At 72.7% G+C, this 11,687-nt stretch carries 12 protein-coding genes and 2 pseudogenes; 4 read left to right on the top strand and 10 right to left on the bottom strand.

Annotated elements, in window-relative coordinates:
• Positions 1-394, bottom strand: a 394-nt coding sequence (locus tag AC1DUQ_RS12505; RefSeq protein ID WP_477073884.1) for a thiamine-phosphate kinase, incomplete at its 3' end; no start/stop codon positions are given.
• Between the two features lie 47 nt (positions 395-441).
• On the opposite strand from AC1DUQ_RS12505, the gene AC1DUQ_RS12500 reads away from it, so the two are divergent.
• The gene (locus AC1DUQ_RS12500) at positions 442-921 is read left to right on the top strand and encodes a DUF3515 family protein (RefSeq protein WP_477063014.1); all 480 of its coding nucleotides are present in this window, start codon (positions 442-444) and stop codon (positions 919-921) included.
• A gap of 4 nt (positions 922-925) precedes the next feature.
• Here AC1DUQ_RS12500 and AC1DUQ_RS12495 read toward each other — a convergent pair whose 3' ends face one another.
• Both AC1DUQ_RS12495 and AC1DUQ_RS12490 read right to left on the bottom strand, forming a co-directional pair.
• Positions 926-2,005 (bottom strand): fatty acid desaturase family protein, encoded by a 1,080-nt coding sequence (locus AC1DUQ_RS12495; RefSeq protein WP_477063015.1) that lies wholly within the window; start codon positions 2,003-2,005, stop codon positions 926-928.
• Between the two features lie 250 nt (positions 2,006-2,255).
• The gene (locus tag AC1DUQ_RS12490; protein WP_477063016.1) at positions 2,256-3,425 is read right to left on the bottom strand and encodes a D-alanine--D-alanine ligase family protein; all 1,170 of its coding nucleotides are present in this window, start codon (positions 3,423-3,425) and stop codon (positions 2,256-2,258) included.
• Positions 3,426-3,531: 106 nt separating this feature from the next.
• Between AC1DUQ_RS12490 and AC1DUQ_RS12485 the strand changes: the two genes are divergently transcribed.
• Complete coding sequence (locus AC1DUQ_RS12485) at positions 3,532-4,695, top strand: trans-sulfuration enzyme family protein (RefSeq protein ID WP_477073883.1); 1,164 nt, start codon at positions 3,532-3,534, stop codon at positions 4,693-4,695.
• On the opposite strand, the gene AC1DUQ_RS12480 is transcribed toward AC1DUQ_RS12485, so the two are convergent.
• The 7 genes and pseudogenes from AC1DUQ_RS12480 to leuC form a co-directional block, all read right to left on the bottom strand.
• A complete protein-coding gene (locus AC1DUQ_RS12480; protein WP_477063018.1) occupies positions 4,692-5,744 on the bottom strand; it encodes an NAD(P)H-dependent glycerol-3-phosphate dehydrogenase in 1,053 nt (350 codons plus the stop codon). The genes AC1DUQ_RS12485 and AC1DUQ_RS12480 overlap by 4 nt on opposite strands.
• A complete protein-coding gene (locus AC1DUQ_RS12475) occupies positions 5,741-6,505 on the bottom strand; it encodes a lysophospholipid acyltransferase family protein (protein WP_477063019.1) in 765 nt (254 codons plus the stop codon). Before AC1DUQ_RS12475 ends, AC1DUQ_RS12480 begins: the two co-directional genes overlap by 4 nt.
• An 18-nt stretch (positions 6,506-6,523) precedes the next feature.
• Entirely contained in the window at positions 6,524-7,840 is a 1,317-nt protein-coding gene (gene murA / locus AC1DUQ_RS12470; protein WP_477063020.1) for a UDP-N-acetylglucosamine 1-carboxyvinyltransferase, read from the bottom strand.
• A 95-nt stretch (positions 7,841-7,935) separates the two neighbouring features.
• On the bottom strand, positions 7,936-8,316 hold the full coding sequence (locus AC1DUQ_RS12465) for a hypothetical protein (RefSeq protein ID WP_477073885.1): 381 nt from the start codon (positions 8,314-8,316) through the stop codon (positions 7,936-7,938).
• A gap of 3 nt (positions 8,317-8,319) precedes the next feature.
• Positions 8,320-8,445, bottom strand: a pseudogene (locus AC1DUQ_RS12460) (HU family DNA-binding protein); the annotation flags it as partial.
• 85 nt (positions 8,446-8,530) lie between these two features.
• Positions 8,531-9,124: pseudogene (gene leuD / locus AC1DUQ_RS12455) on the bottom strand (3-isopropylmalate dehydratase small subunit); the annotation flags it as partial.
• Positions 9,125-9,145: 21 nt separating this feature from the next.
• On the bottom strand, positions 9,146-10,600 hold the full coding sequence (gene leuC / locus AC1DUQ_RS12450; RefSeq protein ID WP_477063023.1) for a 3-isopropylmalate dehydratase large subunit: 1,455 nt from the start codon (positions 10,598-10,600) through the stop codon (positions 9,146-9,148).
• Positions 10,601-10,706: 106 nt separating this feature from the next.
• Between leuC and AC1DUQ_RS12445 the strand changes: the two genes are divergently transcribed.
• Complete coding sequence (locus AC1DUQ_RS12445; RefSeq protein WP_028046824.1) at positions 10,707-11,426, top strand: IclR family transcriptional regulator; 720 nt, start codon at positions 10,707-10,709, stop codon at positions 11,424-11,426.
• Positions 11,426-11,687, top strand: a 262-nt coding sequence (locus tag AC1DUQ_RS12440; RefSeq protein WP_477073882.1) for a hypothetical protein, incomplete at its 3' end; no start/stop codon positions are given. The genes AC1DUQ_RS12445 and AC1DUQ_RS12440, both read left to right, overlap by 1 nt.

Genomic DNA, 11,687 nt, shown 5'->3' with positions numbered 1-11,687 from the left:
CCCCCACGCCGAGCGGACCGCACTCGGCCGCCAGCCCGCGCGCGAGGCCCTCGACCCACGACGCCGGCAGGTCGCCCGGGATCACGAGCGCGACCACCAGGCTGGTCGGTCGCGCGCCCATCGCGGCCACGTCCGCCAGGTTCTGCACCGCCGCGCGGCGGCCGACGTCCTCGCCCGACGACCACGCCCGGCGGAAGTGCCGGTCCTCGACCAGCACGTCGGTGGTGACCACGAACCGGCCGTCCGGCGCGGCCACCACGGCGGCGTCGTCCCCCGGGGCCAGCTCGGTGTCGGCGCCGACGGGAAGCAGGGGGAAGATGCGTGCCAGGAGCCCGTCCTCGGACAGGTCCGACACGAGGGGGCCGTCGGAGGGTGCAGGGGTGTCGCCGGTCACCCGGACACGGTAGAGGGTCGGCGCGGCGCACGGGTTACGGTGGGCCGGTGCCCCGGATCCGCCGACGACTGCTCCTGATCGCCCCGGTGGCCGGTGTCGCCGCGCTGGCGGGCTGCGCGAGCGTGGTGCCCGCTGAGGTGGCCCCCGACGCGACCGACCCCGTGTGCGCGAGCGTCGTGCTGGCGATGCCCGACTCGCTCGGCGACGGGCTGCCGCAGCGCGACACCAACGCCCAGGCGACGACCGCCTGGGGCGACACGGCCGCTCCGGTCGTCCTGCGCTGCGGCGTGGAGCCGCTGGCCCCGACCACCGAGCACTGCCAAACCGTGGAGACGCCCGGCGGCCCCAGCATCGACTGGGTCATCGTCGAGGACGACGACGGCGGCTGGACGTTCACCACCTACGGCCGCGTGCCCGCGGTCGAGCTGCACGTGCCGTCCCAGGTCGCCGAGGAGCGCTCGACGGCCTTCGTCGACCAGCTCGGTCCGGCCGTCGCGCTGACGGAGCAGGTCCGCTCCTGCGTCTAGCCGGTCAGCGCCCGTACTGCGCGGCGACCGGGCAGTCGAACGCCGCGCGGTCCGCGAGCCCGACGCGGTTGAGGTACTCGACGATGATCCGGTAGGACCGGAAGAAGCCGACCTCGGTGTACTTCACGCCCAGCTGCTCGCAGTAGTCGCGGACCACGGGCTGCACGTGCTTGAGGTTGGGGCGCGGCATGCTCGGGAACAGGTGGTGCTCGACCTGGTAGTTCAGGCCGCCCATCACGAAGTCGACCGCCGCCCCGCCCTTGATGTTCCGCGACGTGAGGACCTGACGGCGCAGGAAGTCCACCTTGAGACCGGCCGGGATGATGGGCATGCCCTTGTGGTTCGGCGCGAACGAGCCGCCGAGCATCACGCCGAACAGGGCCATCTGCACCCCGATGAACGCGACGGCCTTGCCGGGCGGGAGCAGGACGAACAGGGCGACCGGGTACGCCACCAGTCGGGTGAGGATCATCGACAGCTCGACCCAGCGGTGCGGCACGGGACCCCTGCCCAGCAGCAGGCGCAGGCTCGACACGTGCAGGCTCAGCCCCTCGAGGGTGAGCAGCGGGAAGAAGAACCACCCCTGGTTGCGCCCGAACCAGCCGCGAAAGCCGGTGCGGGTGTCGAGCACGTCCGACGTCCAGACGACGACGCCGGGGGCGATGTCCGGGTCCGTGCCCTGCTGGTTGGGTGAGGCGTGGTGCCGGTTGTGCTTGTTGCGCCACCACGCGGCGCTGAGCCCGCCGAAGGCGCAGGCCCAGATCCGCGCCGTCCAGTCGTTCCACGCCCCTGACGTGAAGACCTGCCGGTGCGCGCTGTCGTGGCCGAGGAAGGCGCCCTGGGTGAGCACGACCGCGAACGCCGCGGCCACCGCGAGCTGCCACCACGAGTTGCCGACGAGCACGACGGCCACCCAGATGCCCGCGAAGGCGGCGGCGGTCGCGGTCATCCGCGTCCAGTAGTACCCGTAACGGCGCTTGAGGAGGCCGGACTCTCGCACGTAGGCGGCCAGCGCGGTGTAGTCCTGGGCGTTCCTTGCCGCTCGGGGCGGCGCGGCGGGCGCCGGCGACGCGGTGGCGCTCATGCGCGGTGGCCGCGGACGGACTCGACGAGCAGGAGTCGCGGTGAGGCGACGTGGGGAGCACCCATGACGGTCACAACCATTCTGCAGGGAGCCGTCACATCGTGTCGGCCAGGCGGAGCACTCCCGATCGGGGGTGCGGTGGGGCGGCGGTGAGACGTCCCGACCGTGACTGCACGACCGGCGATGCCGCCGTCCGCTCCGTCACGATGGCCCGAAGCGTAACCTGCGGCGGCGCGGACGGCCTGGTGGCTCAACGGAGGCCGGTCGGACGCGCCAGGGCGAGCCGCAGGAGCTCGTCGACGAGCTCGGCGTAGCCCACGCCCGACGCCTCCCACATGCGGGGGTACATCGAGAAGGGCGTGAACCCGGGCATCGTGTTGATCTCGTTGACGACGACGTCGCCGTCGGGCGTGACGAACACGTCCACCCGCGCGAGTCCCTCGCAGCCCACGGCCTCGAACGTCCGCACCGCGACGTCCCGGACGGCCTCGACGATCCCCGGGGGCAGGTCGGCGGGGCAGGCGAGCGTGACGCCGGCCTCGTCGAGGTACTTGGCCTCGAAGTCGTAGAAGTCGTGCCTCGGGTCGGTGACGACGATCTCGCCCGGCAACGACGCCCGAGCCCGCTCGCCGTCGTGACCGCCCAGGACCCCGCACTCGATCTCGCGGCCGACGATCGCCGCCTCGACGATGACCTTGGGGTCGTGCTCCTGCGCCGCCACGATGGCGGCGGGCAGGTCTGCCAGGTCCGTGACGCGGGAGATGCCCAGGCTCGACCCCGCGCGGGCAGGCTTGACGAACAGCGGCAGGCCGAGCTCGGCGACCCGCGCCGTCACACCCTCGGGATCACGGTCCAGCTCACCGGGGAGCACCACGCGGAACGGGCCGACCGGTAACCCGTGACCGGCGAGCACCAGCTTCATCATGTGCTTGTCCATGCCGACCGCGGACGCGAGCACGCCGGCGCCGACGTACCGGACGTCCGCCAGCTCGAGCATGCCCTGCAGGGTGCCGTCCTCGCCGAAGGGACCGTGCAGCAACGGGAACACCACGTCGACCTCGCCGAGCACGCGCGGCAGCCGCCCGGCCTCGAGCACCTGCACGTCGCGGTCGTCGACAGCCTGCGGGAGCAGCACGTGCGCGGCGGTGTCCTCGACCTGCGGCAGGCGTCCGTCGACGATCGCCCAGCGGTCGGGGTCGTCGTCCGCGAGCACCCAGCGCCCGGCCGGGGTGATCCCGACGGCGAGCACGTCGTACCGGTCGCGGTCGATGGCGTGCAGCACGCCGCCGGCGGTCGCGCAGCTGATCGCATGCTCGCCGGAGCGCCCGCCGAACAGCACCATCACGCGTGGGCGGCGGCCGGCCCCGGGGGTCGGCGCAGGGGTGTCGTCGTGGCCCGAGGGCTGGGAGGTGGCGTCCATCGCGCCCGACCCTACCTGCCGGACCGCCCCGGACCGGGCTCCTTCCGCGTGCGCGGCAGCATCCGTGGGACAACCCCCGGACACGGTCGGCGGGTAACCTGCGGCGGTGACCTCGCCGAACCACCCGCACGCCGCCGACGCTCTCTCCCCCGCGACGCTCGTCGTCGCGGCCGGCCGGCCGGAGCGCACGCAGGGCGCCCCCGTGAACCCACCCATGATCCTCTCGTCCACCTTCGTCTCGCAGGGTGTCCCCGGCGCCGGGGAGCCGCTGTACGGCCGCATGGACGCCGCGACGTGGCACCCGTTCGAGGAGACGCTCGGCACGCTCGAGGGCTCAGCGCACCCCGCCCTGGTCTTCGGGTCGGGCATGGCCGCCATCGCCGCGGCGCTCTCCCTCGTTCCCCCCGGCGGCCGGCTCGTCCTCCCACGGCACGCGTACCAGGTGACGCTCGGCTACGCGCAGGACCTGCGCGAGCGGCTCGGCATCGACGTGACCCTGGTCGACGTCGCCGACACCGATGCCGTCGTGTCCGCACTGAGCGAGCCCCGGACGGCCTCGATGCTCTGGGTCGAGACGCCGACCAACCCGATGCTCGAGGTCGCGGACCTGCCGGCTCTGGTCGAGGCCGCGCACGCGGTCGGCGCGCTCGTCGGGGTCGACAACACGTTCGCCACTCCCCTGGTGCAGCGGCCGTTCGAGCACGGCGCAGACGTCGTCGTGCACTCCGTGACCAAGTACCTCGCCGGGCACACGGACGTCGTGCTCGGGGCGGCCCTCGCGGACGACGACGGCCTGCACGCCCGGCTGCACGCGTACCGGACGCTGCACGGCTCGATCGCCGGTCCGTTCGAGGTCTGGCTCGCACTGCGCGGGGTGCGGACCCTGGCGCTGCGGKTGGAGCGCGCCCAGGCCAACGCCGCGGAGCTGGCCCGACGGCTCAGCTTCCACCCCGGCGTCGCGGAGGTGCGGCACCCGAGCCTGCCCGCCGACCCCGGTCACGAGCGCGCCGCGCGGCTGATGGACGGCTTCGGGGCGATCATCGGCCTCCGCCCGCACGGTGGGCCTGACGCGGCGGACGCGCTCGTCGCGGCGCTGCGGCTCTGGGTGCCCGCCACGAGCCTGGGCGGTGTGGAGTCGACGCTCGAACGCCGCCGGCGGTTCGCCACCGAGTCGCGCACCGTCCCCGAGGACCTGCTGCGGATGTCGGTCGGCATCGAGGACGTCGAGGACCTCTGGCGGGACCTCGCGCAGGCCCTCGACTCTCTCTAGGCCCCTTCGGCCTTGTGCGGCCGCGCCAGCAGGAGCGCGGCCAGCTGGTCGACCGGCAGACCCTCGTGCAGCACCCGCACGACGGCGGACGTGATCGGCATCTCGACCCCGAGCGTCGTCGCGAGCTCGAGGACCGAGCGGCTCGACTTCACGCCCTCCGCGGTGCCGCCCGTGGCGGAGATCGCCTCCTCGAGCGTCATGCCGCGGCCGATGTGACCGCCGAGGGTGTGGTTGCGAGAGTCGGGCGAGGCGCACGTGGCCATGAGGTCGCCGAGGCCTGCCAGGCCCGGGAACGTGTCGGCGTCGGCGCCGAGGGCGAGCCCGAGCCGGGTGATCTCGACGAGTCCCCGCGTGATGACCGTGGCCATGGTGTTGTAGCCGAGGCCGCGGCCCTGCGAGATCCCGACCGCGAGCGCGATGACGTTCTTGACCGCCCCGCACAGCTCCACGCCGACGACGTCGTCGTTGGTGTAGGGGCGGAAGTAGGCCGAGGCGCACGCCCGGGCGACCAGCTGCGCGGTCGCCTCGCTGGTCGACGCCACGACGGTCGCGGTCGGCTGGCGGTGGGCGATCTCGAGCGCGAGGTTGGGTCCGGAGACGACCGCGACGCGGTCCGCGGGTATCCCCAGCGACTCGGCGACGACCTCGCTCATGCGCCGGTCGGTGGAGAGCTCGACGCCCTTCATGAGCGAGACCGCCACGGCGTGCCCGGCCACGGCGTCGGCCAGCGGCGTGAGCGTCGCGCGCGCGCTCTGCGACGGGATCGCGACCGCGACGACGTCGGCGCCCGCGAGGACCGCCCGCGCGTCGTGCGAGGCCGTGACGCGCGCAGGGAGCTCGACCCCGGGCAGGTAGGCCTCGTTGCGGTGCTCGTCGGCGATCTGCCGGCAGACCTTCTCGTCGCGGCCCCAGACGGTCACCTCGCAGCCGGCGTCGGCCATGACGGCCGCGAAGGTCGTGCCCCACGCCCCGGCGCCCAGCACCGCTGCGCGCAGGCGCGGCGAACCGGGGACGTCGGGACGGTCCTGCGTCACCTGGTCGGCCGTCACGGCAGCTCGGGGTGGGTCGCGTGGTCGCCGCCGACCCTCTTCTCGCCCTGAGCCATGGGCTTGCGCATGTCGTAGCGGATCGCGGGGGGCTCCTCGCCACGGATGTCGGCGAGCAGCGCGGTGATCGCGGTCATCACGCGCTCCGTCGCCTCGCGCAGCGTCGCGGTGTCGTGCGGGCGTCCGTACAGGTCGGAGAGGTCGACCGGCGGGCCGGCGACCACCGTGACCAGCTTGCGCGGGAACGGCTTGAGCAGCTTCTTGTAGCGGCCGAGCAGCAGCTGCGGTCCCCACTGGGCGACCGGGATGACCGGCGCCTGCGTGCTCAGGGCCAGCCGGGCGATCCCCGTCTTGCCGACCATCGGCCACAGGTCGGGGTCGCGCGTCAGGGTCCCCTCGGGGAAGACCGCGACCACGTCACCGTCCCGGATCGCCGTGATGGCCGCCGTGAGCGACTCTCCCGCCGACGAGGAGTTGCGGTAGACCGGGATCTGCCCGGTCGCCCGCAGGATGCCCGCGAGCACCGGGATCTTGAACAGGGGCGCCTTGGCCAGGATTTTCGGGGCCACGCCGTTGTCCCACAGGAAGTGCGCGAACGTCAGCGGGTCGATGTTCGTCATGTGGTTCGACGCGACGATGAAGCCACGCTCGCGCGGGAAGTTCTCGGTCCCGCGCCAGTCGTGGCGGGTCATCGCGCGCAGGAGGGGCCGCACCACATGGGCGACGTTGCGGTAGGCGCGGTTGGATCTGGCCGGCGGTTGCACGGGAGCCGATGCTACCTGTCAGTCGCGACTGAACTCGGCGCCGAGCGCCTCGAGCTTCTCGGTGAACCGCTCGTACCCGCGGTCGATCAGGCTGATCCCGCGCACCGACGAGGTGCCCTTGGCCGCCAGCGCCGCGATCAGGTGGCTGAACCCGCCGCGCAGGTCCGGAACCTCGATGTCCGCGGCGGACAGCGGCGTCGGGCCGGAGATCACCGCGGAGTGGAAGAAGTTGCGCTGCCCGAACCGGCACGGCCGGCCGCCGAGGCACTCCTTGTAGACCTGGATCGTCGCGCCCATGCCGACGAGGGCGTCGGTGAACCCGAAGCGGTTCTCGTAGACGGTCTCGTGCACGATCGACAGCCCCTTGGCCTGCGTGAGCGCCACGACGAGCGGCTGCTGCCAGTCCGTCATGAACCCGGGGTGCACGTCGGTCTCGAGCGTGATCGAGCGCAGGTCCCCGCCAGGGTGGAAGAAGCGGATCCCGTCGTCGTCGATGGCGAACTCGCCCCCGACCTTGCGGAACGTGTTGAGGAACGTGGTCATCTCGGGCTGGGTGGCGCCGCGGACGGTGATGTCCCCGCCGGTGGCCAGCGCGGCCGACGCCCAGGAGGCCGCCTCGATGCGGTCCGCGAGGGCCGTGTGCCGGAACCCGATGAGACGGTCGACGCCCTCGATCCGGATCACGCGGTCCGTGTCGACGGAGATGATCGCACCCATCTTCTGCAGCACGTTGATCAGGTCCATGATCTCGGGCTCGATCGCGGCGTTGGACAGCTCCGTGATGCCCTCGGCGCGCACGGCCGTGAGCAGCAGCTGCTCGGTGGCGCCCACGCTCGGGTACGGCAGCGCGATCTTGGTGCCCTGCAGGCGCCGCGGCGCGCGGATGTGGATGCCGTTGTCGGTCTTGTCAACGACCGCGCCGAACTGCCGCAGGATGTCGAGGTGGTAGTTGATCGGCCGGTCGCCGATCCGGCAGCCGCCCAGGTCCGGGATGAACGCCTCGCCCAGCCGGTGCAGCAGCGGCCCGCAGAACAGGATCGGGATGCGGCTCGACCCCGCGTGCGTGTCGATGTCCGCGACGTGCGCCGACTCGACGTCGGTGGGGTCGAGGTGCAGGACGCCGGCCTCGGCGTCGGCGTCGACCTTCACCCCGTGGAGCTCGAGGAGGCCGGTGACCACTGCCACGTCGCGGATCTGCGGGACGTTGCGCAGGACGCTCGGCGTCTCACCGAGCAGCGCCGCGACCATCGCCTTGGAGACGAAGTTCTTGGCACCGCGGACGGTGATCTCCCCCGAGAGCGGGGTGCCACCGTTGACGTACAGCAGATCGGTCATCGAACCATCGTCTCCCAGCTGCGGGGGTGCTCCCGACCGCGCCCGCACCGGCACGCCAGGGCGGGCGCGAAACCTTCACATCGACGGGCCGGGCGTTACTTCTTCTTGCCCTTGCCCTTGCTCTTGCCGGAGGACTTCTTCGCATCGGCCTTCTTGTCCGCCTTCTTGGCGGCGGCCCGCTTCTTCGCGTCGGCCTTCTTCGCGGCGTCGGCCCGCTTCTTGACGTCGGCCTTCTTCGCCTTCGCCTTGGCCTTCGCGGCCGCAGCAGCCTTGCCCGTCGCGCCACCCGGCGACTTCACCTTGACGGACGACGCGGCCGCGGGAACCGGAGTCTCGACCGGCGTCGGCTCGGACGCGGTCAGCCCCTGCAGCGAGCCGAGGTCGGGGACGGCGCCGAGCGGCTCACCGGACCCACCGGCGACCCGTGCACGCAGCGTGGCGCCGGGGTGGAACCGCGCGACCGTGGTCGCCGCCACCTCGAGCGCCTCTCCCGTGCGCGGGTTGCGAGCGGTGCGAGCGGCGCGGTCGGTGGCCTCGAACGTGCCGAACCCGGTGAGCGTCACACGCTCCCCCGCGGCGAGCGCCGAGGTGATCTCGCCCAGCACCGCGTCGACGGCGGCTGGGACGGCGACCGATCTCGACCGGCACGCCAGCCGGCCGGGCCGCGACGATCTCGACGGACGGCAGGTGCTTGGCCGGGAGGGTGGCGGGCCGCCACGACTCGCGACGCGCCTCGAAGTCCGCGATCTCGTCGGCGTGCTCCAGGGTGAGCCCGATGTCGTCGAGACCCTCCATGAGGCGCCAGCGCGTGTAGTCGTCCACCTGGAAGGGCACCACGACGTCGTCGCACGTGATGGTCTTCGACCCGAGGTCGACGGTCACCTCGGTGCCCGGCCGCGTCTCGAGGATCTTCCAGATCAGCTCGATGTCCTCCTGCGCCGCCTGGGCCGCGAGCAGCCCCTGCTTGCCGGAGTTGCCGCGGAAGATGTCCGCGAAGCGGTTCGAGATGACGACCTTGAACCCGTAGTCCTTGAGCGCCCACACCGCGTGCTCGCGCGACGAGCCGGTGCCGAAGTCGGGACCGGCGACGAGCACCGAGCCGGCCTTGTAGGCGTCCTGGTTGAGGATGAACGCCGGGTCACCGCGCCAGGCGGCGAACAGCGCGTCCTCGAACCCGGTGCGCGTCACGCGCTTGAGGTAGACGGCCGGGATGATCTGGTCGGTGTCCACGTTGCTGCGTCGCAGCGGGACGCCGACACCGGTGTGCTGGTTGAACTTCTCCATGACTGTCTCTCGCTTCCTGGGTCAGACCGTCTGGAGGTCGGTGAGGGGGCTGCCGTCGGGCGCAGGTACGCCGGCGTCGAGATCGGCGAAGGACGAGAGGGTCCCGCGGATCGCGGTCGCCGCGGCCACGAGCGGCGACACCAGGTGCGTGCGCCCGCCCTTGCCCTGGCGGCCCTCGAAGTTGCGGTTCGACGTCGAGGCCGAGCGCTCCCCCGGTGCCAGCTGGTCCGGGTTCATGCCCAGACACATCGAGCAGCCGGCGTTGCGCCACTCCGCACCGAAGTCGAGGAAGATCTTGTCCAGCCCCTCGGCCTCCGCCTGCAGGCGCACCCGGGCCGACGCCGGCACCACGAGGACGCGGACGTCGTCGGCCTTGTGCTTGCCACGGACCACCTTGGCCACCGACCGCAGGTCCTCGATGCGGCCGTTGGTGCACGAGCCGATGAAGACCGTGTCGACCTTGATCTCGCGCAGCGGCTGACCGGGCGTCAGGCCCATGTACGCGATGGCGCGCTCGGCGGCTCCGCGCTCGTCGGCGTCGGCGATCTCCTCCGGCACCGGGACCGAGCCGGACAGCGGGAGGCCCTGGCCGGGGTTGGTGCCCCACGTGACGAACGGCTCGAGGTCCTGCGCCCGCAGCACGACCTCGACGTCGAACTGCGCGTCGTCGTCGGTGCGCAGGGTGCGCCAGTACTCCACGGCGGCGTCCCAGTCGGCGCCCTCCGGCGCGTGCGGGCGGCCCTTGAGGTACTCGAACGTGGTCTCGTCCGGCGCGATCATCCCCGCGCGGGCGCCGGCCTCGATCGACATGTTGCAGATCGTCATGCGGGCTTCCATCGACAGTGCGCGGATGGCCTCGCCGCGGTACTCGAGCACGTAGCCCTGACCGCCGCCGGTCCCGATCTTGGCGATGATCGCCAGGATGATGTCCTTGCTCGTCGCCCCCACGGGGAGCTCGCCGTCGACCGTGATCGCCATGGTCTTGAAGGGCGCCAGCGGCAGCGTCTGCGTGGCGAGCACGTGCTCGACCTCGCTGGTGCCGATGCCGAACGCGAGGGCGCCGAACGCGCCGTGCGTGGAGGTGTGCGAGTCGCCGCACACCACCGTCAGGCCCGGCTGCGTGAGGCCGAGCTGCGGACCCACCTGGTGGACGATGCCCTGGTCGGCGTCGCCGAGCGAGTGGATCCGGACACCGAACTCCGCGGCGTTGTTGCGCAGCGTCTGGATCTGCGTGCGGCTCGTCTCGTCGGCGATCGGCCGGTCGATGTCGAGCGTGGGAGTGTTGTGGTCCTCGGTCGCGAGCGTGAGGTCCGGGCGGCGGACCGGGCGACCGGCGAGCCGCAGGCCCTCGAAGGCCTGGGGGCTCGTCACCTCGTGCACGAGGTGGAGGTCGATGTAGAGGAGGTCGGGCGCCCCGTCGGTGCCCCGTCGCACGACGTGCGCGTCCCAGACCTTCTCCGCCAACGTGCCGGCCATCTTCTCGGTCCGTTCTCTCGTTCGTTCTCTCGTCCGGGAGTGTGGTTTTCCCGGCTCGTCTGCCGTCGTACTTGCATCTCAGCCTTCGAGACGCCAATATCGACCTATGGACAACTCTAGCGGAGTCGGCGTGCTGGACAAGGCCGCGTCCGTTCTCAGCGCGCTCGAGGCCGGCCCGGCCACCCTCGCACAGCTCGTCACCGCCACCCATCTTGCTCGCCCGACGGCCCACCGGCTGGCGGTGGCGCTCGAGCACCACCGTCTGGTGGCACGAGACATGCAGGGCCGGTTCGTGCTCGGACCCCGCCTCTCGGAGCTGGCGACGGCGGCCGGCGAGGACCGGCTGCTCGCCGCGGCCGGACCCGTGCTGGCCGCGCTGCGCGACCACACCGGCGAGAGCGCGCAGCTCTACCGCCGTCAGGGTGACCAGCGCATCTGCGTCGCCGCGGCCGAGCGTCCGATCGGGCTGCGCGACTCGATCCCGGTCGGCGCCACCCTCACGATGCACGCCGGGTCCGCCGCGCAGATCCTGCTCGCCTGGGAGGAGCCGGACCGGCTGCACCGCGGGCTCCAGGGCGCCAAGTTCACCGCCACGATCCTGTCCGGAGTCCGCCGCCGCGGCTGGGCGCAGTCGGTGTCCGAGCGCGAGGTGGGCGTCGCGTCGGTGTCCGCCCCCGTGCGCGGCCCGTCGGGTCGGATCGTCGCCGCCGTGTCGGTCTCCGGACCGCTCGAGCGCCTCTCCCGGCAGCCGGGCCGGCTGCACGCCGCCGCGGTCGTCTCGGCGGCCAACCGGCTGACCGAGGTCCTGCGCCGAACGGCGGACTGATGGCTGTCCGCGGTGCGGCGGCGTCCCGGCGTCGCCTGCGCCGCCGGGTCGCTCTCGTCGCGTTCGCCGTCGGCCTGGTCCTCGGGGCAGCCCTCGCCCTCCTGGGCGGCGGTGGGGCCGGCGACGCCGTGGTCACGGGCGTGCTCGTGGGCGCGATCGCGGCCGTCATCGGCTGGGCCGTCGTCGCCATCCTGCCCACGTCATCGCGGCCGTCATCGGCTGGGCCGTCGTCGCCATCCTGCCCACGTCGTCGCACGGCCC

This window comes from Cellulomonas sp. P4_B5_2 (assembly GCF_056402235.1).
The sequence above is the reverse complement of the archived record's forward strand: the minus strand, read 5'-3'. Positions and strand labels throughout refer to the sequence as shown.

Bases quoted from the DNA above. Each gene is read 5' to 3' on its own strand.
- AC1DUQ_RS12495 (WP_477063015.1), bottom strand. From the start codon at position 2,005: ATGAGCGCCACCGCGTCGCCGGCGCCCGCCGCGCCGCCCCGAGCGGCA.
- AC1DUQ_RS12490 (WP_477063016.1), bottom strand. From the start codon at position 3,425: ATGGACGCCACCTCCCAGCCCTCGGGCCACGACGACACCCCTGCGCCG.
- leuC (WP_477063023.1), bottom strand. From the start codon at position 10,600: ATGGCCGGCACGTTGGCGGAGAAGGTCTGGGACGCGCACGTCGTGCGA.
- AC1DUQ_RS12445 (WP_028046824.1), top strand. From the start codon at position 10,707: ATGGACAACTCTAGCGGAGTCGGCGTGCTGGACAAGGCCGCGTCCGTT.
- murA (WP_477063020.1), bottom strand. From the start codon at position 7,840: ATGACCGATCTGCTGTACGTCAACGGTGGCACCCCGCTCTCGGGGGAG.